This is a genomic window from Cryobacterium sp. RTC2.1, from assembly GCF_035018685.1.
In the GTDB taxonomy this organism is placed as follows: Bacteria; Actinomycetota; Actinomycetes; order Actinomycetales; family Microbacteriaceae; genus Cryobacterium; species Cryobacterium glucosi.
This window is the reverse complement of the sequence record NZ_JASJXJ010000044.1, coordinates 1-24,719: the sequence shown is the minus strand read 5'-3', so window position 1 is coordinate 24,719 and position 24,719 is coordinate 1. Positions and strand designations below refer to the sequence as shown.

Genomic DNA, 24,719 nt, shown 5'->3' with positions numbered 1-24,719 from the left:
GGGTGGGCCGGGTGGGCGGCGAGAGTCAGTCTGTCGTGTCGTCGAGGGAGTCGCTCGCGGCGTGGCCACCCGTCAGCGGGATGCGCACGAGTTTGCCGACCGGGGTCGGCGCTCCGTTCGCGTCCGGACTGATCGCATCCGTCGTGAGGTAGAGCGCACCGTGGCGCAACTCGATCGCGGCCGGCTGCGACACCGCCACGAGCGCACTCGGCGTGTCCGAACCGGAATCGAGCACCGACACCTGGCCGGTGCCGTCCGGACCCCCGAACAGCTCGGCGACGTAGATCGTGCCGTCGTCCTGCGAGACCGCGAGGCCCGTCGCACCGACGAACCCGGTCGCGACGAGTTCGACGTCACCGGAGTCCGGATCGACCCGGTACACCGAGCCGCGCGCGCCGAGGCTCGCGTCCTCCGGCCCGCCTGGGAGCGACGTGACGTAGAGCCAACCGTCCGGGCCGAGCTCGACATCCGTCGGAACCGGTTCGAAGCGGTAGTCGTGCCCGGCTGCACAGGCGGGGAAACCGATATCCGCGATCATCGCCGCATCGATCGTGATCGGGTCGCTCGGCGGAAGAACCGCGGTGGTGGACACCGTGCCGTCCCAGTCGACGTGCAGGATCGCGTTCCCGCCGGCATCCGCGACGTACACCCCGTTCCAGAGGGCGAGCGACGCGTACGGGTGCGTGTCGACGACCCCCGTGTACGCCGCCGGAATGAACGGCGGCTGGGCGGGATCGAACTGGGCGGCACACGCCGGGTCGAGGTCGACGAACCCGTAGCTGTTGTCCTGGTCCGGGTTCGCCGAATTCTCGTAGGCCCAGATGTCGGCGAGCTGAGCGTCGGTGCCGTCCGGCGCGATGGACCTGAGCGTGGCCGCGCTGTGGTCCTGGGCCACCCGGGCGTAGTAGACGGTGCCCTTCCGCGCGGTGACCGCGGAGATCTCGTCGCCCGGGGCGCTCGCGATGGTCGCTGTCGTTCCGTCGCGGGCCACCCTCGTGAGTTCGCCGGCGAAGTTCTGGCTGACGTAGACGGTGTTGTGCCGGCCGACCTCGAGGCTGAGCGGGCCGAGCAGGCCCTCCGCGAGCGTCACCGGCGCGCCTGTTCCTTCCCCGTCGCCGTCGCCGTGTCCGGATCCCTGTCCGGCCGATGCCGGGGTGGCGCCGAAGAACGCCACCGCGAGGGAGGCGCACGCCACCCCCGCGAGGAGCCGCCTGCGTAGTCCTGTTCCGTGCCGTGCTGTTCCGTGCCGTGCCGTTCCGTGCAGTCCTGTTCCGTGCAGTGTCCTGGTCATGATCTCTGTTCTCTTCACGATCGGCTCTCGCCACGACCGCTGGGACAGAAGCACCGGAAGACAAGCGCTGCGCAGGTACGCCGAGAGCAGATGACGGTTGCATGTTGTCAAGCACCGCGGAGAGAACGTGTGATGCACAGCGTCTCCCGGGGAGGCCGGCACACACACGGGTGCCGACGCTGGCAGATTAATCCGAAGCCTGTGCGTTGTCTAGGTCTTTGCCATGAACCGAAAGGAAATGCCCGATCGGCGGGTCATTGACTTCGCTGGGGCCCGGGGCCACTATGTGTGGCATCCAGTGCCCCCCATTCCGCAGGGCATGCCTCAATGGGGAGGGTCCGTGCAAATTCCGGCACCATTCGAATACGCCCGCGCCGACACGGTCGACGACGCCATCGCACTGCTCTCCCGGTACGGCCCCGAGGCCCGCATCATCGCGGGCGGTCACAGCCTGTTGCCGATGATGAAGCTCCGGCTGGCCAGGCCGGAATGGCTCATCGACATCAACGACCTGTTCGAACTCGACTTCGTGCTGCGGGACGGAGACCGGTTGCGGATCGGCGCCCTCACCCGGCACACGACCCTCCTCGAGTCCGCTGAGATCGCCGCGCTCTTCCCGATCGTCGGCGACGCCGAGCGAGTGATCGCAGACCCGATCGTCCGCAATCGCGGCACGATCGGAGGTTCGCTCTGCCAGGCCGATCCTGCGGAGGACCTCGCGACCGTCTGCGATGTGCTCGGTGCCGAGGCGATCGTTCGCGGTCCCCTCGGCGAGCGGATGCTGACCATGACCGAGTTCCATCGCGGAGCCTACGAGACGGCGGTCGCCGCGGATGAGCTGCTCTGCGAAGTGCGCATCCCGATCCGGCCGCGCTCAGGAAGCGCATACGAAAAGGTCGAGCGCAGGGTCGGCGACTGGGCCGTCGCCGCGGCAGGAGCCGCGCTCTCGTTCGCGGAGGACGGCACGATCGCGGAGGCATCCGTCGGCCTGACCGCCGTGGGGCTCGACGGCACCGTCGGCGCGGTCACGGAGCTGCTCCGCGGTGAACGCCCCGGCGAGCAGCTCTTCATCGAGGCCGGCCGCCTCGCAGCACTCGCGGCCGACCCGGTCGCCGACCAGCGCGGACCGGTCGACTACAAGCGGCACCTCGCCGACGAGCTCACCCGCCGCGTCCTTCGCCGCGCGACAGATCGTGTCGCGGAGTTCGCCGGCCCGACCGGGCACCCCACCACACCGCAGGAAGGCTGAATCCATGCAGATCACCATGACGGTGAACGGGACCGACGTGACCAACGAGGTCGAACCGCGCGTCCTGCTCGTGCACTACATCCGCGACGTGTTGAGGCTCACCGGAACCCACTGGGGCTGCGACACCTCCAACTGCGGTACCTGCGTCGTGCTCATGGACGGGCAGCCGGTGAAGTCGTGCACCGTGCTCGCGGCGATGGCCGATGGTCATGCGATCACGACGGTCGAAGGCCTCGCCACCGGTGGCACCCTCGACCCCGTGCAGCAGGGCTTCATGGAGGAACACGGGCTGCAGTGCGGGTTCTGCACCCCCGGCATGATGCTCACCGCCCGCGCTCTCCTCGACGTGAACCCGCACCCAGACGACACCGAGATCCGCCGGGCGATCTCGGGGCAGATCTGCCGCTGCACCGGCTACGCGACGATCGTCCGTTCGGTGCACTGGGCAGCAGACCACCCGGCGGGCATGACCGAAGCGGATGCCGCAGGTGGCGACCCCGCAGCGCTCGACGACTCGGCGGGCACGACCACGGAACCGGGCGCCGCCGCCGCGGAAGCGGCCAGGGCGATCCCGGCCTCGCAGACGGAACCGGAAGAGGTGACCGCATGACCATCCTGCAGGAACACGCACCCAACCCGGCGGCGGACGACGAGGGCCGCCCGATCGGCTACGGCCGGCTGCAACGCAAGGAAGACCCCCGTTTCGTGCGCGGCCGCGGCCACTACGTCGACGACATCACGCTGCCCGGAATGCTCCACGGCGCGATCCTGCGCTCACCGGTCGCGCACGCCCGGCTCGTCTCGATCGACACGACCGCAGCCCTCGCCCACCCGGGCGTCGTCGCCGTCATCACGGGGGCCGACCTGCTCGCCCTCGGCCTCGCGTGGGCGCCGACCCTCTCCGCCGACGTGCAGGCGGTGCTCGTGACCGACAAGGTGCGCTTCCAGGGCCAGGAGGTCGCCTTCGTCGTCGCGGAGGACCGCTACGCCGCCCGGGACGCACTCGAACTCATCGAGGTCGACTACGACGTGCTCCCGCCTGTCGTCGACGCCAGGAAGGCGCTCGACGCAGACGCACCGGTCGTGCGCGACGAGATGGAAGGGCGCACCGACAACCATATCTTCGACTGGGAGGCAGGCAACAAGGCCGAGACGGATGCCGTCTTCGCCGCAGCAGACGTCGTCGTCAGCCAGGAGATCGTCTACCCGCGATCGCACCCGGCTCCCATGGAGACCTGCGGCGCCGTCGCAGACTTCGACGCGGTGACCGGCAAGCTCACACTCTACGAGACGAGCCAGGCCCCGCACGCCCACCGGACCCTGCTCGCCATGGTCGCGGGCATCCCGGAGCACAAGATCCGGATCGTCTCCCCCGACATCGGCGGCGGCTTCGGCAACAAGGTCGGAATCTACCCGGGCTACATCCTCGCCGTCGTCGGCTCGATCGTGACCGGCAAACCGGTGAAATGGATGGAGGACCGCTCGGAGAACCTGATGTCGACCTCCTTTGCCCGCGACTACATCATGCAGGGCGAGATCGCCGCGACGAAAGACGGCAGGATCCTCGCCGTGCGCACCAACGTCCTCGCAGACCACGGTGCCTTCAACGCCACGGCGCAGCCCACGAAATACCCCGCCGGCTTCTTCCACATCTTCACCGGAAGCTACGACCTCCAGGCCGCGCACTGCTCGGTAACCGGCGTCTACACGAACAAGGCGCCCGGCGGTGTCGCATATGCGTGCTCCTTCCGGGTCACAGAGGCCGTCTACCTCGTGGAGCGGCTCGTCGACATCCTCGCCGCGAAGCTCGAGATGGACCCGGCGGAACTGCGCCTGAAGAACCTGATCAAGCCGGAGCAGTTCCCCTATCCGAACAAGACCGGCTGGGAGTACGACTCCGGCGACTACGAGCGTGCACTGCGGCTCTCGATGAAGATGGCCGGGTACGACGACCTGCGCCGGGAGCAGCAAGCCAAACGCGACCGCGGCGAACTGATGGGCATCGGTATCTCGTTCTTCACCGAAACGGTCGGTGCCGGCCCGCGCAAGCACATGGACATCGTCGGCCTCGGCATGAACGACGGCGCGGAACTGCGCGTGCACCCGACCGGCAAGGCGGTGGTACGCATCTCGGTGCAGAGCCAGGGCCAGGGCCACGAGACGACCTTCGCCCAGATCGTCGCCGAGGAGATCGGCATCCCGCCGGAGGACATCGACGTCGTGCACGGCGACACCGACCAGACGCCGTTCGGCCTCGGCACCTACGGCAGCCGGTCGACCCCGGTCAGTGGCGCCGCCGTGGCCCTCGTCGCCCGCAAGGTGCGCGAGAAGGCCCGGTTCATCGCCGCCGCCATGCTCGAGACCCGCCCGGAAGACCTCGAATGGGAGAAGGGCCGCTGGTTCGTCAAGGGCGACCCGAGTGTCGGCAAGACCATCGCCGAGATCGCGATGGGCGCATACGGCACCGTAGCCCTGCCGGAGGGGATCGACGGCAACCTCGACGCCGAAGTGACCTACGACCCGCCGAACCTGACCTTCCCCTTCGGCGCCTACATCTGCGTCGTCGACGTCGACCCCGGCACCGGGCACGTCACGGTGCGCCGGTTCGTCGCCGTCGACGACTGCGGTACCCGGATCAACCCGATGATCATCGAGGGGCAGGTGCACGGGGGCCTGACCGACGGCGTCGGCATGGCGCTCATGCAGTTCATCGAATTCGACGAGTCGGGCAACAACCTCGGCGGCTCCTTCATGGACTACCTCATCCCGACGGCGATGGAGGTGCCGGACTGGGAGACCGGGTACACCGTGACCCCCTCGCCGCACCACCCGATCGGAGCGAAGGGCATCGGAGAGTCCGCGACGGTCGGTTCACCCCCCGCGATCGTCAACGCGGTCGTCGACGCCCTCGCCCCGTTCGGGATCACGCACATGGACATGCCGTGCACGCCGGCACGGGTGTGGGCGGCCATCCAGGGTCGTCCCCGCCCGCCGATCTGATTGCCGTGCCGATGCCACCGATTCCGGACGCCCTCGCCCGCAGGGCGCACGAACTCACCGAACGCCGCGAGCCGTTCGTCCGCGCCACCGTCGTACGCGCCCAGCGTCCGACGAGCGCGCACGCCGGCGACACCGCCGTTGTGGATGCCGCCGGCCGGATCGACGGGTTCGTCGGCGGTGCCTGCGTCGAGGCATCCGTTCGGTACTACGGGCTCAGGCAACTCGCCGCACGCGAGCCCGTCCTGCTCCGGGTCGTGCCAGGGGACCCGTCCGGCGTGGCGGAGGACGGCGCTGTCGAGGTGCGGAACCCGTGCCTCAGCGGGGGCGCTGTCGAGATCTTCCTCGAGCCGTGGCATCCGGCACCGCGGGTCATCGTCGTCGGCGCGACACCGGTCGCGCGGGCCCTCGCCACGATCGGGGTCGACCTCGGCTTCGACGTCGAGCTCACCGAGACGATCGGCGCCCCCGGCACGGCCACGACACCGCGCCGGGACGACGCCGCACTCATCGTCGCGTCCCATGGCCGGGAAGAGGAACCCGCCCTCGAGGCGGCCCTCCGCGCGGGGGTGCCCTATGTCGCGCTCGTCGCGAGCCCCACCCGGGGCTCCGCAGTGCTCGCCTCCCTCAACGTCGACGCCGAGCAACGCGCCAGGGTGTTCAACCCTGCGGGACTCGACCTCGGCGGCCGGACCCCCGGCGAGATCGCGGTCTCGGTCTTCGCGCAACTCGTCGCCGAACGTTTCAGGCTCCGGTCGGCGGGGCTCGCCGGGGCCGCGGGGGCCCTGCCGCTCCCGGTGTCCCCCGGGGAGGCCGACGCGACGTTGGAGCCTCCGAGCGCCATCGATCCGGTCTGCGGGATGACGGTTGCCGCCCTGCCCACGAGCCTGCACTACGAGCACGCGGGGGCAACACACTACTTCTGCTCCCCCGGCTGTCGCGCGGCCTTCGTCGCAGATCCAGAGCGCTTCGCCCTCACGAAGACCCACGTCCACACCTCGACCGTGGAGCACTGACCATGGCACCGAGCGTTGAGGGAATCCCCTCGAGCCCGGCCAGGGGCGGGGCGACGTCCGCGGTCCGGGCACTGGTCCCTGACGTGCCTGCACTGCAGGCTGCGCTCGCCGCGGAGGACTACCTCGCAGACGAAGGCCTCGCGACGGCCCTCTTCCTCGCGGTACGCCTGCCGCAGCCGATCCTGCTCGAGGGCGAACCGGGTGTCGGTAAGACCGAGGCGGCCAAGGCGCTCGCGAGGGCTCTCGACACGCCCCTGTTCCGGCTCCAGTGTTACGAGGGCATCGACGCGGGCGAGGCCCTCTACGAGTGGAACTACCCGCGCCAGCTCCTCGCGATCCGGCTCGCGGAGGCCAGCGGATCAGGGATCGACGAGGATGCGCTGTTCGGGCCGGAGTACCTGCTGCGACGCCCCCTCCTGCAGGCCATCGAACACCCCGGTCCCCGGCCCGCCGTGCTGCTGCTCGACGAGATCGATCGTGCGGACGCCGAGTTCGAAGCCTTCACCCTCGAACTCCTCGCCGAGGCCGCCGTGACGATCCCCGAGCTCGGCACGATCAGGGCCGCGGTGCCGCCGATCGTGATCCTGACTTCGAACCGCACCCGCGACCTGCACGACGCCCTCACCCGGCGGTGTCTGTACCACTGGATCGACTACCCGAGCCCGGAACGGATCGCCGAGATCGTGCGCCGCCGGGTGCCCGGCAGTACCGAACGCCTCGCCCTCGACGCCGCGACCGCGATCACCCGGTTGCGCTCCCTCGACCTCGTCAAACCACCCGGCATCGCCGAGGCCATCGACTGGGCGGCTGCGCTCGCCGTTCTCGGGGCCGACCGTCTTGATCCGCAGTACGTCGCCCAGACCTGGGGTTCCCTGATCAAGAACAGGGACGACCTCGATCTCGCGCTCGTGCGCGGGGCCGACTGGATGGCCGGGAGCTGACATGGCAGAGATCACCGAGCGCGCACCGGCGGATGCCGCCCCGCGGGTTGAACCGGCCGCATTCGCCGCGGGGTTCGTCACCGCGCTCCGCCGCGCGGGCCTGCCGGTTTCGGTCGACGGGGCTGCCCGGCTCGCTGACGCGGTCCAGGTGGTGCCGCCGACCCATCGCTCGGCACTCTATTGGACGTGCCGCATCGTGCTCCTCTCGTCGAGAGACCAGTTGCCGGTGTTCGACGCGGTCTTCTCTGCCGTCTTCGACGGCCTGCTCGACCCGGCGGACCAGCGCGGTGACCCGAACGCGCCGCCGGCCATCGGCTCGGAGGCCAGGACCCGCCCGGCGCCACACGACGACCTCGCCGCAAGACGGCAGGAACCGCGCGAAGGACCAGAGACCCGGGCTCCGACGCCTGCTCCCGCAGCAGGGCCCTCAGATCCGGGCGCCGTCGAACGCGAGACGATCCTGATGCTCGCCTCGCTCGAACGCCGCCTGCACGAGACCTCGTTTTCGCTCCTGAGCGCTGAGGAGACAGAGCAGGTTCGGAACCTCGTGCGCCGGATCTCGCTCTCGACCCCGCTTCGGCGCAGCAGGCGGGTTCGGCCGACCCGAGCGGACGGTGCCCGGCTCGACCTGAGGCGCACCGTCCGGGCCGCACACCGCACCGGCGAGGAGCCGATCCTTCTGGTCTCCTCCCGCCGCAGGGAACAACCGCGCAGGCTCGTCCTGCTCTGCGACGTGTCGGCGTCGATGGAACCGTACACCCGGGTGTTCCTCACCCTGCTCCAGGGCGCCGTTGCGGGCGCGCACGCGGAGGCCTTCGTCTTCTCGACCGGGCTGACCCGGCTGACCCGCCAACTCGCCGTCCGGGATGCGGACGCCGCGCTCGCGAACGCCGCGGCGAGCTCCTCGGACTGGGCCGGCGGCACCCGGCTCGGCGACAGCATCCGCCGGTTCATCGACGACCACGGTCGGCGCGGACTGGCCAGGGGCGCTGTGATCGTGGTGCTCTCCGACGGTTGGGCCCTCGACGACCCCGCTTTCGTTGCCGACCAGATGGCCCGTCTGCGCCGCCTCGCGTACCGGATCGTCTGGGTCAACCCGCGTACGGTCGCTCCCGGATTCCAGCCGCTCGTCGGAGGGATGAACGCCGCCCTGCCCTACATCGACGCCATCGTGAGCGGCCACAGTTACGCGGCGCTCGGCGAACTCGCCGACCTGATCCGCGCAGAACGGCTCGACCCCCGCACCCGTCCCTGCACCGCATCCAGCACCGATCCCCGTACTCGACCCCACCCGACGACCAGAGGACATGACCATGCAGCTTGACAGCACCTTTTCCGTCACCGCGCCGATCGAGGAGGTCTGGGCGACCCTGATGGACTTCGAACGTGTCGCCGGTTGCGTACCGGGAGCGCAGATCCTGAACCGTCTCTCCGACGACGCCTATCAGGTCGGCATGAAGGTGAAGCTCGGACCTGTGGCAATGCAGTACAAAGGAATGATGAACGTGATCGAGCGGGATGCAGATGCCCACCGGGCGGTCTTCGAGGGGCGCGCCCAGGAGGCGCGCGGCCAGGGCACCGCGCAGGGCACGGCGACGCTTGTCCTCACCGAGGCGGACGGGACGACCCACGGCACCGTGAACGCCGACGTCGACCTTTCCGGGAAGGTCGCCGTGATGGGCAAGAGCATCATCGGCAGTGTCACCGACCAGATGATGGCGCTCTTCGCCGAGAACCTCCAGGCGATGCTGAGCGAGGCGCCCGCGCCGGCGGACACCGTGCCTGCGAACGCAGTGCCTGCGAACACCGTGCCCGTGGACGCCGAGCCGGGCGCGACGGCACCGATCGGCATCGTGCACCCGGCGGACGTTCCCGCCCGGCCGGTTCCCAGGACTCCGCCGCCTCCGGCCGCCGGATCGAGCCTCGACGCCTTCAGCTTCGCCAGGGCGATGATCATGGAGCGCCTCAGCAACCCGGCCACACTCCTCGGCCTGCTCGCCGTCGTCGGCTTCGTCGGCTACCGGCTCGGCCGGCACGGTGCAGCCCGCTCGGCCGCAGACATCCGCCAGGGGCGCCGACCGTGAGACTCCGCAATGCGTGACGTCATCGAAGAACTGGTTCCCGCCTGGGAACGCGGGCGGACGGCGGCGCTCGCCACGGTCGTACGCACGTTCCACTCCGCGCCCCGGCCCGCAGGAGCATCGATGCTCGTCACGAGCGACGGCGCCGTCGTCGGCTCGGTATCGGGAGGCTGCGTCGAGGGCGCCGTCTACGAACTCGCGCAGGAGGTGATCCGCACCGGACGGCCGGCCCTCGCGCGCTACGGCATCAGCGACGACGACGCCTTCGCGGTCGGCCTGACCTGCGGCGGCATCCTCGACGTCTTCGTCGAACCGGTCTCCCGCGAGACCTTCGCGGAGCTCGACACAGTCCTGCGCGACCTTGCGACGTCCGTTCCGGTCGGTATCGTGACCGTCATCGAGCACCCCGACCCCCGCATCCTCGGCCGTCACCTCATCGTGCGCGGCGACGGGGTGACCGGAGACCTCGGTTCCGAACGGCTCACCCACGTCGTGGGCGACGATGCCCGCGGCCTCCTGGCGGCGGGACGCACCTCGACGATCGGCTACGGGCCGGACGGAGAACGCGATGGCGCTGAACTACGCGTCTTCGTCACGAGCTTCGCCCCGCGGCCACGGATGCTCGTGTTCGGCGCTGTCGACTTCGCCGCGGCCCTGACCCGGCTGGCCGACTTCCTCGGGTACCGGGTCACCGTGTGCGATGCCCGCGCCGTGTTCGCGACTCCTGCACGGTTCCCCGGAGCCGACGAGGTCGTCGTGGCCTGGCCGCACAGCTACTTCGCCGAGCAGAGTGCTGCCGGCCTCCTCGACGCGCGCACCGTCGTCTGCGTACTCACCCACGATCCGAAGTTCGACGTCCCTCTCCTCGAGCTGGCCCTCGCCGACGACAACCTCGCCTATGTCGGCGCCATGGGTTCCCTGCGCACCCACGACGACCGCCTGGACCGGCTGCGCGCGGCAGCCGTGCCCGAGGTCGCACTGGCGCGGCTGCACAGCCCGATCGGCCTCGATCTCGGCGCCCGCACGCCGGAGGAGACCGCGGTCTCGATCATGGCCGAGGTCATCTCCGGAATGTGGGGTGGCACCGGTGAACCGCTCGGCGACCGCCGGACACCGATCCACCACGACCTGGCCGCCCACGACATCGTCGACGTGCGCGACGAGGATGACGCCCGAAAGCTCGTGTGACCATGGACCAGACTCCGGGCCGTGCCGTTCGTCCCGAGATCCCCGCGAGCGTTCCGAGTCCGATCCGCACGAAGGCAGCATACGGGCCCCTGGGCCGGTGGCTCCTGGCCAACCGGGTGCAACCGGTGGGCCTCGAGAGCGCAGAGGGGACGGCATCCACCCACCCCTGGTGGCAGGTGATGTGCCTCACCGGCGTCGACTACTTCTCGACCCTCTCCTACCTGCCCGGTATCGCGGCCCTCGCCGCCGGCGCGCTCTCACCCGTTGCGACCCTGCTCATCGTCGCGCTCACCCTCCTCGGCATGCTGCCGATGTATCGCCGCGTCGCGAAGGAGAGCCCGCACGGGCAAGGGTCCGTCGCGATGCTCGAGCGGCTGCTGCCGTTCTGGCGCGGCAAGGTGTTCGTGCTCATCCTGCTCGGCTTCGTCGCGACCAGCTGGATCATCACGATCACGCTGTCCTCGGCGGATGCGACGGTGCACATCCTTGAGAACCCGTTTGCGCCGAGCTTCCTCGCGGGCCAGGCCGTGCCGATCACGGTCGTGCTGCTGCTCATCCTCGGCGGAGTCTTCCTGCTCGGTTTCAGCGAGGCCGTCTCCGTCGCCATTCCCCTCGTCGCGGTGTATCTGCTGCTCAATGGAGTCGTGATCGGCGTCGGACTCCACGACGCCTTCACCGAACCCGGGGTGATCGCGAACTGGACGGACGCACTCACCGCACGGGGAAGCGGTTTCGGCGATATCCTCGGGCCCGCCGTGATCGCGTTCCCGCTCCTCGTCCTCGGTCTCTCGGGTTTCGAGACCGGGGTCAGCATGATGCCGCTCGTCGCCGCGGACGGCAGGAGCCCCGAGGAACGACTCGCCTCGCGGATCCGCAACACCCGCAGGCTCCTCACGACCGCGGCCCTCATCATGAGCGTCTACCTGCTCTCGAGCAGCTTCGTGACGACCGTGCTCATCCCACCGGCCGAGTTCGAGGCGGGCGGCGCGGCGAGCGGGCGCGCGCTCGCCTTCCTCGCCCACGAGCGCGTCGGCGAGGTCTTCGGGACCGTCTATGACGTGAGCAGTATCCTGATCCTCTGGTTCGCGGGTGCGTCCGCGATGGCCGGACTGATCAATATCGTGCCGCGGTATCTGCCGTCGTACGGGATGGCGCCGGACTGGAGCCGCGCCATCCGCCCGGTCGTACTCGTGTACACCGGGGTGAGTGTGCTGATCACGATCGGTTTCCGGGCGGATGTGAACGCGCAGGCCGGCGCGTACGCGACCGGGATCCTCGCCATGATGGTGTCCGGCGCCGTCGCCGTGACCATCTCTGCCGTCCGCCGCAGGCAACGCCGCGCGAGCATCGGCTTCAGTGTCCTGTCGCTCGCGCTCCTCTACGCCCTCGGCGCGAACATCGTCGAGAAACCGGACGGGATCACGATTTCAGTGTTCTTCATCGCGGCGATCATCGCCGTGTCCCTGATCTCACGCGTGACACGGACGACCGAGCTCCGGGTGGACAGCGTCGAATTCGACGGGATGGCCCGGCAGTTCGTCGCCGATTCCCTCGTCTATGACGGCGCCCTGAACATCATCGCGAACAAGCCCCAGAGCGGCGACCGCGCCGAGTACGCGGCGAAGGAGGCCGACCAGCGTGGGATGAATCCGGTTCCCGGAACCGCGGACGTGCTCTTCCTCGAGATCGAGGTCATCGACCCCTCCGGCTTCAGCAAGATCGTGCACGTCCGGGGAGTTGAGATCGAAGGCTACCGGGTGCTGCGCGCGCAGAGCCCGGCGGCGCCGAACGCCATCGCTGCGATCCTGCTCGCCCTGCGGGATGCCTCCGGGGTACGCCCGCACGTCTACTTCGAATGGTCGGAGGGGAACCCGCTCTTCCATCTGATGCGCTACCTCCTGCTCGGCCAGGGCGACACCGCCCCCGTCGTGCGGGAGATCATGCGCGAGGTCGAACCCGACCCGCTCCGCCGTCCGGGCACCCACGTCGGCGGCGGCTGAGGGGTTCGCCGTCGACTAGGTGGCGGCGAGGATGTCGATCAGGCTGATGTCGGGGTCCCTCACGAGCAGGGTCGGACCATGTTCGGCGAGCGCTGCCGGGATGGCCCCCGTGAGGTGTGCCTGGCGATCCTCCTCGGTGTCGAAGGTATCGAAGATGCCGAACGTATCGTCATTGACCCGGAAGGCGTACCAGGTCCGGGTGCCCGGCTCGGCGGCCGCCAGTGCCTGTGCACCGGCGAGGAAATCCGCGACGGCCTGTTCCTGCCCGGCCCGGGCCTCAACGACAGCCAGCACACCGTATTTGAGCGTCATCGCATTCTCCTCTGTACGTCGGCCCGCCTGGGCGGCGGTCCCGTCGTGAGCATAGGAAGAGACGCCCGAACCGGCAAGGGGGCACCCGTCAGGAGTCAGTGTGTGAAGCCCGGATGCTGCCCCTCGACGGGCATCGGACCTTCGAGCCGGTCGAGATACGCCGTCTCCTCCTCGATCACTGTGAGCAGGCGCGCAGCGAGGTCCATGCTGAGCCCATTCCGTACGACGATCCGCTGGACGGTCATCTCGGACAGGTTGTCGGGCATCCAGTACGCGGGAACGAGCCAGCCGTGGGAGCGCAGCCGGTCCGACAGGTGGAAGAGGTTCCAGTTCCGGGTGTGGCCGGGGGTGAGGCGCCAGGCGAAGACCGGGATGTCCGACCCGTCATTCCACAGTGTGAAGGCACCGATCTTCTCGATGCCGCGCGCGAGGTACCGCGCAACGTCCTGGGCGGACTGCTGCACGGCACGGTAGCCGTCGAATCCGAGCCGAAGGAAGAGGTAGTACTGCAGGAGCACCTGCGCGCCGGGACGCGAGAAGTTGAGCGCGAACGTGGGCATGCTCCCGCCGAGGTAGCTGACATGGAAGACCAGGTCCTCTGGCAGTGAATCCTTCGACCGCCAGACGATCCAGCCCAGTCCCGGGTAGACAAGGCCGTACTTGTGCGCGGAGGTGTTGATCGAGTGCACCCGTACCAATCGGAAGTCCCACTCGAGCTCCGGCTGCAGGAAGGGTGCGATCATCCCGCCGGAGGCCGCGTCAACATGGATGGGAACGGACACTCCGGTTCGCGCCTCGATCTCGTCGAGGGCGGCGCTGATCGCCGCGACCGGCTCATAGACCCCGGTGTACGTCACACCCATGATCGCCACGACGCCGATGGTATTTTCGTCGACGTAGCTCGCCAGGTCGTGCCCGTCCAGGCTCGGATGCTCTTCGCTGATGGGCACGAATCGAGGCTCGACGTCCCAGTAGTTGCAGAATTTCTCCCAGCACACCTGTACCGCGGAACTCATCACGAGGTTCGGCTGCGCGGTCGGCTTCCCGGCCGCTCGCCTGGCCTGCTGCCAGCGGCGTTTCAGGGCGAGTCCGCCGAGCATGCAGGCCTCCGAGGAGCCGATCGTCGACGTGCCGATGGTCTCCATCGGCTCGGGCGCGTGCCAGAGGCCGGCGATCATCCGCCAGCAATACTCCTCGATCGCGGCGGTCTGCGGATATTCGTCCTTGTCGACGATGTTCTTGTCGAAGGACTCCGCGTAGAGCCGCCCGGCGTGCTCGTCCATCCAGGTTCCGACGAACGTGGCGAGGTTCAGCCGGGCGTTTCCATCGAGCATGATCTCGTCGTGGATGATCTGGTATGCCGTCTCCGGTTCCATCGGGCCCGCGCCGAGGACGTACCGCGGCGCAACGCTGTCCTCCCCCGGGCGAGAGAAGAGTGGGTTGATCTCGAAGAACTCCGGATTGAACTCTGGGTCGGCCTGCATGTGGTCCATGCTGCCGCACTCACCGCGCATCACGCTCGACCTCCCGGCTGCGTATTCACTGAGAGTCATTGCTCAGGACTATTCACCGATATATCTTTAAACCATCGCCGATCCTCTCGACCGTCGACCACCCGCTTCCCGATTGGACACCACCATGCACAACGATTTTCGCGAACCCCATACCCACGACTCCGGCGACCGGCACGAGCGCCGCGGCTTCGGCCGGGGCGCCGGGCCCGGTTTCGGAGCCGGTTTCGGCCCGGGCTTCGGCCCGGGCTTCGGCGGCTTCGGCCCGCGCGGCTTCATGCCGCCGGGTGCCCAGCGCAAGCTCAAGGGGGATGTCCGCCTCGCCATCCTCTCGCTGCTCTCTGAAGCGCCCTTCAACGGCTACGGACTGATCAAGGAGATCACCGAGCGCTCGGGAGGCACATGGCGCCCGAGCCCCGGATCGGTGTACCCGACGCTGCAGCAGCTCGTCGACGAGGGCCTCATCGCCCCGACCGGTGACGGCACCGGCACCGAATTCCAGCTCAGCGAGCCCGGCCGCGCCTACGTCACCGAGAACGCGGACGCCCTTGCCCGCGTCTGGGACAGTTCGACGGCACGCGTCGAAGCCGAAGCGAATCTCCACGAGAGCGTCGCCAAGCTCATGGGCGTCATCCACCAACTCCGCTTCGCCGCGACCCCGGAGCAGCGCGCGAAGGCCGTCACCCAGATCGACGACCTCCGACGTTCCCTCTACGGAATCCTCGCCGACTGACGGCAAGGTCCCTGCCGGCAGTGGTTGGTGGCGACAGGGTTCAGTCGAGGTGCTCCGCGGCCGCGGCCCGGATCGCCTCGTAAATCGTCGCGAGGACGGGCGTGTGCAGCGTCCACTGCTGCCAGTAGAGCACCACATCGATGTGCCGGCCCGGCGCGAGATCGACGAGCACACCGTCGGCCTCGCCGCTGAGGATCTGCTGGTTGGGCACCATGCCCCAGCCCAGCCCGAGGCGGACGGCCTCCGCGAAGTCCGCGGACCCCGGGATCGAGTGCCGGGGAGGCGTGAGCGGCCGACGGCTCCGCCCCCGGAGGAAGCGGTCCTGCAGGTCGTCCTTGGCGTCGAACACGACCATGGGCGCGCGGGACAGCGCATCCGCTGTGGGCCCCGCGGCGAACCATCGAGCGGCGAAGCGCGGGTGCGCCATCGGCCGGTAACGCATGCTGCCGAGCCGGGTGACGGAGCAACCGTGCACCGGACGCGCGTCGGTCGTGATCGCGGCCATCACCGTTCCCGCGCGCAGCAGTTCGGCCGAGTGATCCTCGTCCTCACGGCGTACGTCGAAGGTGATCGAGTCGGGCAGGCCGGCGAGTGCCGGAAGCACCCAGGTCGCGAGCGAGTCGCTGTTGACGGCGAGCGGAACGCCCGCGCGCGCTTCCGACTCCGACCCGGAGACGACGTCCTGGACGAGAGCGTCGATCTGCCGGGCCAGCCTCAGGTACGGCAGGCCGGCATCCGTGATCTCTGTCGGTTTCGTCCGCCGCACCAGCACCCGGCCCGCGGAGGTCTCGAGGGCCTTGATCCGCTGGCTGACCGCGGACGGCGTGATGTGCAGGGTCGCGGCGGCGAGGTCGAAGGAGCCACAATCGATCGTCGCCGCGAGGGCCCTGAGCTGCGCATTGTCAATCGTCATGATTAGCCAGACTAATGCCTGCTAAGAAAGTTTCGTTGTACTCATCCTTCGCCGCCGAGGTACGGTCGGAGAATGATCCTCACCACCCTCGCCGGCCTCGGCTTCGGCCTGTCCCTCATCGTTGCGATCGGCGCCCAGAACGCCTACGTGCTGCGGCAGGGACTGCGCCGGGAACATGTGCTCGCCGTGGTGATCGTCTGCGCAGCCTCCGACGCGGTCCTGATCCTGGTCGGTGTCGCCGGATTCGGGGCGCTGATCCGCACGGTGCCGTGGTTGCTCGTCGTGGTCCGGATCGTCGGTGCCGCATTCCTGCTCGGCTACGCGGCGCTCGCCGCACGTCGGGCCGTTCTCCCTCGGCCGCTCGACACCTCGGTCGTCGGCACTGCCGCGAGCCTCACCCAGGTCCTCGCGACGACCGCGGCGCTCACCTGGCTCAACCCGCACGTCTACCTCGACACCGTTGTCTTCCTCGGCTCCGTCGCCGCCGCCCACGGCGACGAACGCTGGTACTTCGGTCTCGGGGCGGTGCTCGGCAGCGTCATCTGGTTCACAGCGCTCGGTTTCGGCGCCCGGCTGCTGCGCCCGGTCTTCGGCCGGCCGGTGTCGTGGCGGATTCTCGACATCGGAATCGCGGTGATCATGACCGTGATCGCGGTGAGCCTGCTGCTCGGGATCGGAACCTGAGTCCCGGATCGGAGTGTGCCGGGCCTCATCGGCTTCACATCGGGCCCCAAGGCAACCGATAGGAACCGAACCTACGGTCGGTTCATGTCGAGGAAAGGACCCACCATGATCGCCGCCGCACTTCAGTCCCGTTCGCCCAGCGACGTCCAGGTGCGCGCGCTCTCGAGACGGGAGTGGCGGGTCAGCGACTCCCGGATCGCGAAGGACAACGCGCTGAGCGTGATCGGCTTCATCGCCAGGAACCGCGACGGCTACGAGGTCATCGAATTCGGCACCCCGGTCGCCCGGATGGTCCGGCCGGACCTCGCGAGTGCAATCTCCTGCTTCGTGAGTGAGGCCCCGCCCGCATAGGCCGACACCTCGCTCAGCGGCCACAGCAGCCTCGAAAGCGCGACAGGATAGGGAGATGACTCCTTCCCGCGCGGACCCGGAACCGCCGGTGGAGGACGAACGCACCGGTAACGGCCGATCCGAGGTGGAATCCGGTGCCCTGATCGCCGCTGCGGTCGGCGCGCTCGCGGGGCTCCTCGCTGCCGTGATCGTGTTCGGTGGCCGTGCCGTCGGCCTCGCCGGCGAAAATTCCGTCGGCGGGCTCTCGGCCCAGATCGCCGGACTGATCGGACTGCTGGTCTTCGGATGGTCCTATGTCCGTTTCACCCGGCACTCTCCGCGATGGCGCAGTCGTGCCCGCATCCGACGCATCCTCGACACCATCGGGCTGTCGGTGACCGGTGCCGCAATGGCCGGCCTCCTGATCAGCTCGGTCTACGCGGTGTTCCAGCTGGCCTTCCGCGAACTGCTGCTCGACCCGTTCGCGGCGACCCTGTTCGTCACGCTGACGGTCGCAGCGAGCACCTTCGCGCTGTTCCTCCTCGCCGCGGAGATCACGACGACCCGCCTCGCCTCACTCCTGGGCCTCTTCCTCGCCGCCGGGGTATTCTCGAGCATGCTCACGGCGGCCGACCCGCGCTGGTGGCAGGCGAACTTTAGCGCACTCGGAATGGGGGACGCAACCTCCGCATACGCGTTCAACCTGACGATCCTCCTCGCCGGACTCGTGATGACGACCCTCGCGGACTACCTGACCCTCGACCTGCGTTCGCGGCGGAGCGCCGCAGGCAGCGACCTCCGCGGCGTCCCGCTCGTGCGGATCATCATCATCATCGTCGGCGTTGCGCTCATCGGAGTCGGCCTCGTGCCCGTCGACGTCAGTTTCGTCGTGCACAACACCTTCGCGACCTCTGCCGTCGTCGGCTTCGTCGCGCTCATCGTGCTGGTCCCGCTCGTCCTGAAGGACCTCCCCCGGAGCTTCGTCGTCACGACGACGGTCTTCGTACTCGCGATCGGCGGTGCGGTGCTGCTCTGGTACCCGATCGGGTACTACAACCTCACCGCCCTCGAACTCGTCGCCGTGCTGATCGTGTTCGCGTGGTTCGTGCTGTTCGTGCGCAACGCGTCCGTCGTCGCCCCGGCAGCGGATGCCGCGGTGCCGCTGGCAGAGGCGGCTTCCGTGGCCATTGTCGGGGCGGGGGCGACGGAGGCCGCGTCGCCGCATCCGGTACCGGACGCGGCAAGAGGGGGCCGCGCCGCGGGCTGGGTCGCCCTCGGCGGGCTCATCGGCGTCGTCGGGTTCGCCATCGGTCGGCTGGGCCGCCGCTGAGGCAGTGCAGCCATCGGTGCCGAGAGCGGCGCCGCGAGCACGGCGGCACCCCGACCGTCCTGTGCTCGGAATCCGCGGACCGGTTGTCAGATCGCTTTCGCGTCAGTGGTGGCTCAGGTGGTCGTTGTCCTTCCAGATGCCGTCGCCGGGCATGTCGAGGCGGTCGGTCAGCGGCACTCGCCAGAGAGGCGTGTCGGTGGGTTCGCCCCAGTAGTCCGTGACGCGCACGGCTTCCCCGTTCTCGAGTTCGCCGATGGTCACGTTGCGGTAGAGGCGTCCGTCGCCGTAGTTGCAGGTCCACTCGACCACCAGGACATCCCCGAGGCGCAGGCGTCTGCCGACTTCCAGTGTCAGTTCCGCGAAGTTGCCCTCGACGCTGCCGATGAGTGTGCTGGTGCGCACGATTTCGCCCATTTGCGGCCATTGGCGCACGACATTCTCGGCCAGGGGTACGCCGAGAATGTAGGCCAGGCGGGTCTCGCCATTGGACTCCTGATTCGCATTCATGCAGATCACGTTCCTTCCGTGGTTCAGTTCAGTCGGCGCCTCTCACCGCGCCACATTCCGGTTGTCCGATTAAAACTCGTCCGGGGCGTTGAGGGAACGCCAGAGCAGCGCTGCAGCCTAGGTGCGGAGTGGCCGCCAGTGTCAACGGAACGGTCCTTGTCAATCGGTCAACGCGAGGTTGCGCGGATAAGGGGTGTGAGTGATCTCCCGGACCGGAAGAACCTGGCCGGCCACGAGGCGTTGCAGGGTGAAGCGAGCAATGCGGCCTGTATGTCCGTCATCTCCGGGCCGACCGGGTTCACCCCATTCGATCTGGGTCGTGCCGGATAGCTGCAGCGACTTACCGGTCGCGAAATCAATGAACAACAGGGCGGCTTCGGGGTTGACGGTGATGTTGCCGAAACTGTTGAAGAGGTTGTTGCCCTTGTAGTCGGGCCACCACAGCCCGTGCCCGTCTATGCGGACGAACCCGGACGGACCGCCACGATGGGACGCGTCGGACCCCCGCTCGGGAGTCACTGTGCCGAGGAAGAACGTGTCGGCGGCACTGATGAGCTCACGGTCTTCCATCGAGAGCGTGCTGCCGTGTCTGACGTGCTCGCTGCCCGCCCCATCGATTTCATCGGGCACGAGAACACGTTGCTGGATATATTGCGGGCAATTGCCGAAGGCCTGTTCGACGTCCACGACAAGGAGATCGCCGCCGCTCACCGTGAGTGCGCCGTTGATACGCACCCGGCGCCGGGTGGCGAATTCAACCGTGACCATCCCGATCTTCTGACCGGCCTGCAGCCCGCGGAGTGGGTCGCCCGGCGGGATCACGGCATGAACGGCAACGGAGGTGTCGGACAGCACCTCCAAGAAACCGGGACGGCCGACCAGCGGGGACGTCCAGAGGCGTCCGGAGCGATCCCTCCCGGAGATGACGAGAAACGTTCGATCGCTGAGAAACCCGGCCATCCCGGCGGTCAGAGTGACAGGCCCGAGCATCCCTGACAGGCGGGCCGCGTCGATTGTGACACCGGCCTGGCGCTGCACGGCCAGTTCGCCGGCGTGAAAGCCGACGTCGGCGAGTTGGGGCGTCGCGATCATCGTCATCATCTCCTGGAGAATCGAGTCGAGGATTACAGCCCGACGACGGGCCAGTCGTTTTCCACGTGAGCGAGCACGTTGAAGTAGTTGGTCAGAATGTTCAGCGCGAGGTTCGCGACGACCTCGCCGATCTCCGCGTCGCTCACACCAGCGGCACGGGCTGCACCAAGCGCGTCATCGCCGACGTCACCGGCATTCTCCGCGATCGTGTTGGAGAGGGTCAGCAGTGCGGCCACATGCGGGTCACGTGACTGCGCTCGGCGTGCGGAGTCGAGCTCCGCAGCATCGACCTTGGCGATGTTGCCTCCGATGAAGGTATGGGCGGAGAGGCAGTACTCGCAACCGTTCAGCTGAGCGGTCGAGATAGCGAGGCGCTCGCGCACCGCAGCAGAAAGGCTGCCGGATCCGACTGCGGTGGAGAGAGCGAGGTAACCCTTCAGCAGGGTGGGGCTGTTGGCCATGACCTTGGCCATGTTCGGCACGAGACCCAGTCCCTTCTGGACCTGGTCAAGCAGGTCCCTGGCGACGCCCGTCGCGGTTTCGGGCTGGATCGGGACGATAGCAGTGATGGTGGCAGTCATGGTTCTTCTCCTCGTTTTCTAATGCATGAACTCATGTTCATCCGTGACAATTTCTATCACGATCTTTCTAACGTATGCAAGTGATTTCTTCCGTGATAGTTTGTCCGCATGGGAAACAGGAGCTTGGACCGCAGCTGGGCGCTCGCCGACGAGCCGATGCCGGTCCGCCTGATGGCGACTATCTGGGCAGACACGGAGGGCCTTCACGACGACTTCGCGACACCGACAGGCGTAGACGCCTGGCTGGATGCCGTCCGCATCGATCGGGCAGGCGCGGCAACGACTCGGGACGAGTTCCTGACGGCACGGAATCTGCGAGACGCGGTGCGCCGATTGGCAGCCCACGTGACGGACGATGATCGTCGGACTGCCGAATCGCCCATGGCGAGCGTGGAGGACGCGCTGCTCACTATCAACGCCGCCGCCAACCAGCGTCCGATCCCGCAGCTGCGGCTGAGCGGAGCGGCTCTCGCGCTCTCCCCCGAATCCGCGGTTTCTCCGGTGGTTGCCGGCCTCGCCGACGTCGCCTACCACGCCCAGCACCTGCTGGGCGAAGACGGTTCGAATCTGCGGGCATGCCACGCGCCCGGATGCGTGCTCTACTTCGTGAAGACACACCCCAGACGGGAATGGTGCTCGGTCGCTTGCGGCAACCGCGCTCGCGCTGCGCGGCATTACCAATCGGTACGCTCCGCGCGTACGGCACACGAACTCACGGCTCGCTGATGCGCCCGGGCCGGAGACGATGCGCCGACGAGATGATCCTTCCGGCTGCTTTCCTCCGCCTGTGGCCTGTATGGGAAGTACGAATATGAGACTCCTCCTTGTTTCGGGCAGCACTCGGCAGTCTTCAACCAACAACGCGGCGCTGACCACGGTGCGCGACCTGGCGCCAGCAGGCTCGATCGCACTGGTGTACCAAGGCTTGTCTGCACTACCCGCCTTCAACCCGGACGATGACCACGACCCGGTTCCAGGTCCGGTCGCGGAGTTGCGACAACAGATCAACAACGCCGACGTGGTGGTGTTCAGCACGCCAGAGTATGCCGGGACACTCCCGGGCAGCTTCAAGAATCTTCTGGATTGGACTGTCGGCAGCAGCGTTCTGACCAGGAAGCCGGTCGCGTGGATCAACGTGGCCTCACCGGGACGCGGGCACGGTGCACTCGCCACATTGAGATCGGTACTCGGCTATGTCGACGCACAGGTACTCGATGGAGCGTGCATCGACCTCCCGATCGGGCGGGACCTGGTTGCAGCCGGTGCTGTCACGGCGCAGCCGGAACGCGAAGCACTGGCCCGCTGGTGGGCGACAATGCAGGAGCATTGGCCCGCGGAAGAACTCGACGAGAAGCGTTAGCGTTCGGACCGGCTTGCGCGCTCGCCACCCACTAGTACGCTGACGAGAATTCATCGATTCGGCTGGCGCAGGACGGGAACAACGATGTCAACTTTTCGGCAACTCCACTACCGTGACTCACCGCTCGTGCTACCCAATGCCTGGGACGTCGGCTCGGCCCTGGCATTCGCGGACGCCGGATTTCCGGCCGTCGGCACGACGAGCTTTGGCATCGCGGCCAGCGCCGGCCTGCCGGATGGTGGCGGGTCCAGCAAGGCGGCAACCGTCGCACTTGCGGCGCGACTGGGCCGCATGTCGGTCCACATCACAGCGGACGTCGAAGACGGCTACTCCGACGACCCAGCGGAGGTTGCGGAGTTTGTGGCCGAGCTAGAGGTCCTGGGCGTGGCCGGCGTCAATCTTGAGGACAGCCGGGATGGGCATCTCGTGGATGCATCGACGGCTGCCGCCAAAATCAGCGCCGTCAAAGACCTCAGCCCCGACATCTTCGTCAATGCGCGGGTGGACAATCTCTGGTTCGGCGAGCACGCGACTGTCGAGGCCGTCCTGCTTCGAGCACGCACCTATGCCGACGCCGGGGCCGACGGAATCTTTGTGCCCGGCCTCGTGAATCCTGAGGACATCCGGAGGATCACCGCGGTTGTGGCGCTGCCGGTCAATGTGCTCGCGCACCCCTCCCTGACTGTGGCCGAGCTCGGCGATCTGGGGGTGAAGCGTGTGAGCTCGGGGTCGCTGCCGTACCGTGCAGCCATAGACAGGGCCGTGGACACTGTCACGGCCCTGCGCGATAACCGTCAGGCACCGACCGCGACGTCCTACTGGGAAATGCAGGCTAGCCTCGTGGCTTTCAGTCGAGCCAGCGGGAACTGATCAGAAATTCAGGCCGTCCTGGTCGTGGCGGGTGCACGGAGCACCTTTTCCAACGGTTTACCCTTCGCAATCTCGTCGACGAGCTTGTCGAGATAGCGAATCTTTTGCATGAGCGGGTCCTCGATGGTCTCCACGCGGATGCCGCACACCACACCGGTGATCAGCGACGCGCTGGGATTCATCGGCGCCTCTGCGAAGAACTCCTCGAACGTTGTTCCACCCTGGGCGTGACGGCGAAGCGTCGTGTCGTCGAATCCGGTCAGCCACATGATCACCTGATCGAGCTCCATCTTCGTCCTGCCCTTGCGCTCCACCTTCGCCACGTAGAGCGGATACACCGCGGAGAACTGGGTACCGAAGATCCTGGACACGATGCCAGCGTAGGCGAGGGGTGTCTCAGGGTCAATCGTCTCCGAAACCAGAACGACGCCGAGCTCTGCGCGCAATCCGTGCCCGCCGATCAGGTGACGAAAGATCCAGGCCGGCATTCTTGGGCGCACGATCGCCGACCGCAGGACCGGGCGGGTCGACGACGGTAAGCAGGTCTGCTCGGTCGCCTTGTCGGATCGTTCAACCCTGCGGCCGACCGACCAGATCGACGACGGCGGACTGCCCCCCGTGGATTCACAGTGAGTGCCGCACGGTCATGCACAGTCCACGTGGGATGCTGATCCTGTGGATCTGAACACAGGTGCCGGCACGCCGGCCGTTATCATCCGGCCATATTGTCAAGCGGATGCCGCAGACACGTTAGCGATCTTCCTTGCCGCAGTGACAGAAACCGCTGCCGCCGACTACTCGCGGGAGCAGATTCAGGCGTGGGCGCGGCCAGAAGCGCGCGAGCTGTCCGCTTGGCATACGGCGATGCAGGCGCGGAACAGTTGTGTGGCAACCGTGGATGGTGCGCCGGCGGGTTTCTCCGACGTGGACTCTGAGGGACATATCGACATGATGTTCGTCGCCCCTCGCTACCTGGGACGCGGGGTGGCACGGCAACTGATCGGCCACGTGGAGGCCCGCGCGCGCCAGGAGCAGCTGACAGAGCTGACAGCTGACGTCAGCATTACAGCCCGCCCCTTCTTTGAGCGCTCCGGATTCACCGTCGAGGCAGAACAACATCCGGTGACGGCCGGCGTGCAGCTGACCAATTTCAAGATGAAGAAGAAGCTAGTCGGCGGCGAGGTGTCCCTCAGCGGGCAGCTTGTTTGTCGCACCCAGGACCAAGCGGAAACTGTCCGGGAATACCTGCAACTGCACCTTGCCCTCACCCGCGCCGAACCGGGATGCCTGTCGTTCAACGTCACCCGGACGAGCAATCCCCTGGTGTGGCAGGTCGAAGAGCGCTTTGAGCACGCATCCGCCTTCGAAGCCCACCAGGAACGTGTCGCCAGCAGCGAGTGGGGTCACGCCACCGCGGGAATCGAACGCCGCTACTCCGTGATCGGACTCTAGCCGCTCGCCCGTCGCAACAGCTCCCCCGGCACCACATGTGGGCAACCTCGAGCCTCCGCAATTCACGCTTGGTGCATGTCACTCAGGGCAGAGAATCGATCGTCAACTTCCAGCCAATCCATCGGTCCTGGTCGATCGCACTTCCGCGCTGAAATGTCACCGTGGCCGTCCGGCTACCGGAGACCCTGCTCTGTCGAGCTACTGTGAGTATTCGAGTCTCTGAGCCCCACCCGATCGTGCGGTTGAGCCCCACTGGTCGTGCGGAAGAGCACCAGTGGTGG

The 24,719-nt window shown here is 67.8% G+C and carries 25 protein-coding genes; 17 read left to right on the top strand and 8 right to left on the bottom strand.

Annotation, left to right across the window (positions count from 1 at the left end; all coding sequences use genetic code 11):
* Positions 1–25 precede the first annotated feature (25 nt).
* Complete coding sequence (locus QN357_RS07855; protein ID WP_134446462.1) at positions 26–1,291, bottom strand: ScyD/ScyE family protein; 1,266 nt, start codon at positions 1,289–1,291, stop codon at positions 26–28.
* Positions 1,292–1,631: 340 nt separating this feature from the next.
* Here QN357_RS07855 and QN357_RS07850 point away from each other — a divergent pair, with 340 nt between their 5' ends.
* From QN357_RS07850 to QN357_RS07810, 9 genes are read left to right on the top strand one after another with little or no spacing between them, the layout of a single operon-like run.
* Positions 1,632–2,540: a xanthine dehydrogenase family protein subunit M gene (locus QN357_RS07850; protein ID WP_322135879.1), complete on the top strand. Its 909-nt coding sequence runs from the start codon at positions 1,632–1,634 to the stop codon at positions 2,538–2,540.
* 4 nt (positions 2,541–2,544) lie between these two features.
* Complete coding sequence (locus tag QN357_RS07845) at positions 2,545–3,150, top strand: (2Fe-2S)-binding protein (protein ID WP_134446460.1); 606 nt, start codon at positions 2,545–2,547, stop codon at positions 3,148–3,150.
* A complete protein-coding gene (locus QN357_RS07840) occupies positions 3,147–5,540 on the top strand; it encodes an aerobic carbon-monoxide dehydrogenase large subunit (protein ID WP_323504733.1) in 2,394 nt (797 codons plus the stop codon). The genes QN357_RS07845 and QN357_RS07840 overlap by 4 nt, the downstream gene beginning before the upstream one ends.
* A gap of 11 nt (positions 5,541–5,551) precedes the next feature.
* A complete protein-coding gene (locus QN357_RS07835; RefSeq protein ID WP_322137315.1) occupies positions 5,552–6,553 on the top strand; it encodes an XdhC family protein in 1,002 nt (333 codons plus the stop codon).
* Positions 6,554–6,555: 2 nt separating this feature from the next.
* Positions 6,556–7,494 (top strand): MoxR family ATPase, encoded by a 939-nt coding sequence (locus QN357_RS07830; protein WP_322137316.1) that lies wholly within the window; start codon positions 6,556–6,558, stop codon positions 7,492–7,494.
* 1 nt (position 7,495) lies between these two features.
* On the top strand, positions 7,496–8,818 hold the full coding sequence (locus tag QN357_RS07825; protein WP_322135880.1) for a vWA domain-containing protein: 1,323 nt from the start codon (positions 7,496–7,498) through the stop codon (positions 8,816–8,818).
* The gene (locus QN357_RS07820; protein ID WP_322135881.1) at positions 8,808–9,578 is read left to right on the top strand and encodes an SRPBCC family protein; all 771 of its coding nucleotides are present in this window, start codon (positions 8,808–8,810) and stop codon (positions 9,576–9,578) included. Before QN357_RS07825 ends, QN357_RS07820 begins: the two co-directional genes overlap by 11 nt.
* A gap of 9 nt (positions 9,579–9,587) precedes the next feature.
* Positions 9,588–10,763: an XdhC/CoxI family protein gene (locus tag QN357_RS07815; protein WP_322135882.1), complete on the top strand. Its 1,176-nt coding sequence runs from the start codon at positions 9,588–9,590 to the stop codon at positions 10,761–10,763.
* A gap of 2 nt (positions 10,764–10,765) precedes the next feature.
* Positions 10,766–12,763 carry an amino acid transporter gene (locus QN357_RS07810; RefSeq protein WP_322135883.1) on the top strand — a complete coding sequence of 666 codons (1,998 nt, stop codon included), beginning with the start codon at positions 10,766–10,768 and terminating at the stop codon, positions 12,761–12,763.
* Between the two features lie 15 nt (positions 12,764–12,778).
* Here QN357_RS07810 and QN357_RS07805 read toward each other — a convergent pair whose 3' ends face one another.
* Positions 12,779–13,075 (bottom strand): putative quinol monooxygenase, encoded by a 297-nt coding sequence (locus tag QN357_RS07805; protein WP_134446454.1) that lies wholly within the window; start codon positions 13,073–13,075, stop codon positions 12,779–12,781.
* Between the two features lie 95 nt (positions 13,076–13,170).
* The gene (locus tag QN357_RS07800) at positions 13,171–14,568 is read right to left on the bottom strand and encodes a glutamate decarboxylase (RefSeq protein WP_370362653.1); all 1,398 of its coding nucleotides are present in this window, start codon (positions 14,566–14,568) and stop codon (positions 13,171–13,173) included.
* A 145-nt stretch (positions 14,569–14,713) separates the two neighbouring features.
* Between QN357_RS07800 and QN357_RS07795 the strand changes: the two genes are divergently transcribed.
* Positions 14,714–15,319 carry a PadR family transcriptional regulator gene (locus tag QN357_RS07795; protein WP_134558443.1) on the top strand — a complete coding sequence of 202 codons (606 nt, stop codon included), beginning with the start codon at positions 14,714–14,716 and terminating at the stop codon, positions 15,317–15,319.
* Between the two features lie 40 nt (positions 15,320–15,359).
* On the opposite strand, the gene QN357_RS07790 is transcribed toward QN357_RS07795, so the two are convergent.
* Complete coding sequence (locus tag QN357_RS07790; RefSeq protein ID WP_174774582.1) at positions 15,360–16,232, bottom strand: LysR family transcriptional regulator ArgP; 873 nt, start codon at positions 16,230–16,232, stop codon at positions 15,360–15,362.
* 72 nt (positions 16,233–16,304) lie between these two features.
* Here QN357_RS07790 and QN357_RS07785 point away from each other — a divergent pair, with 72 nt between their 5' ends.
* The 3 genes from QN357_RS07785 (at position 16,305) to QN357_RS07775 (ending at position 18,576) form a co-directional block, all read left to right on the top strand.
* Positions 16,305–16,916 carry a LysE/ArgO family amino acid transporter gene (locus QN357_RS07785; protein WP_134558445.1) on the top strand — a complete coding sequence of 204 codons (612 nt, stop codon included), beginning with the start codon at positions 16,305–16,307 and terminating at the stop codon, positions 16,914–16,916.
* 84 nt (positions 16,917–17,000) lie between these two features.
* Entirely contained in the window at positions 17,001–17,267 is a 267-nt protein-coding gene (locus tag QN357_RS07780) for a hypothetical protein (protein WP_134446450.1), read from the top strand.
* Positions 17,268–17,322: 55 nt separating this feature from the next.
* Positions 17,323–18,576, top strand: coding sequence for a hypothetical protein (locus tag QN357_RS07775; protein WP_322140798.1), 1,254 nt, complete (start codon positions 17,323–17,325; stop codon positions 18,574–18,576).
* A gap of 102 nt (positions 18,577–18,678) precedes the next feature.
* Here QN357_RS07775 and QN357_RS07770 read toward each other — a convergent pair whose 3' ends face one another.
* The 3 genes from QN357_RS07770 to QN357_RS07760 all read right to left on the bottom strand — a co-directional run bounded on the left by QN357_RS07770 (position 18,679) and on the right by QN357_RS07760 (position 20,756).
* Positions 18,679–19,083, bottom strand: coding sequence for a hypothetical protein (locus QN357_RS07770; RefSeq protein WP_134446448.1), 405 nt, complete (start codon positions 19,081–19,083; stop codon positions 18,679–18,681).
* 159 nt (positions 19,084–19,242) lie between these two features.
* Positions 19,243–20,175, bottom strand: a complete 933-nt coding sequence (locus tag QN357_RS07765) for a pyridoxamine 5'-phosphate oxidase family protein (protein ID WP_323504732.1) — start codon at positions 20,173–20,175, stop codon at positions 19,243–19,245.
* Positions 20,176–20,207: 32 nt separating this feature from the next.
* Entirely contained in the window at positions 20,208–20,756 is a 549-nt protein-coding gene (locus tag QN357_RS07760; protein ID WP_322135888.1) for a carboxymuconolactone decarboxylase family protein, read from the bottom strand.
* A 123-nt stretch (positions 20,757–20,879) separates the two neighbouring features.
* On the opposite strand from QN357_RS07760, the gene QN357_RS07755 reads away from it, so the two are divergent.
* The 3 genes from QN357_RS07755 to QN357_RS07745 all read left to right on the top strand — a co-directional run bounded on the left by QN357_RS07755 (position 20,880) and on the right by QN357_RS07745 (position 22,986).
* Positions 20,880–21,482, top strand: a complete 603-nt coding sequence (locus tag QN357_RS07755) for a CGNR zinc finger domain-containing protein (protein WP_322140796.1) — start codon at positions 20,880–20,882, stop codon at positions 21,480–21,482.
* An 85-nt stretch (positions 21,483–21,567) separates the two neighbouring features.
* Entirely contained in the window at positions 21,568–22,116 is a 549-nt protein-coding gene (locus tag QN357_RS07750) for an NADPH-dependent FMN reductase (protein WP_198413351.1), read from the top strand.
* Positions 22,117–22,200: 84 nt separating this feature from the next.
* On the top strand, positions 22,201–22,986 hold the full coding sequence (locus tag QN357_RS07745) for an isocitrate lyase/phosphoenolpyruvate mutase family protein (protein ID WP_322135890.1): 786 nt from the start codon (positions 22,201–22,203) through the stop codon (positions 22,984–22,986).
* 8 nt (positions 22,987–22,994) lie between these two features.
* Here the strand turns inward: QN357_RS07745 and QN357_RS07740 are convergent, their stop codons facing one another.
* On the bottom strand, positions 22,995–23,357 hold the full coding sequence (locus QN357_RS07740) for a DUF2200 domain-containing protein (RefSeq protein WP_134561208.1): 363 nt from the start codon (positions 23,355–23,357) through the stop codon (positions 22,995–22,997).
* A gap of 304 nt (positions 23,358–23,661) precedes the next feature.
* On the opposite strand from QN357_RS07740, the gene QN357_RS07735 reads away from it, so the two are divergent.
* Positions 23,662–24,438 (top strand): GNAT family N-acetyltransferase, encoded by a 777-nt coding sequence (locus tag QN357_RS07735; protein WP_322135891.1) that lies wholly within the window; start codon positions 23,662–23,664, stop codon positions 24,436–24,438.
* Positions 24,439–24,719 lie beyond the last annotated feature (281 nt).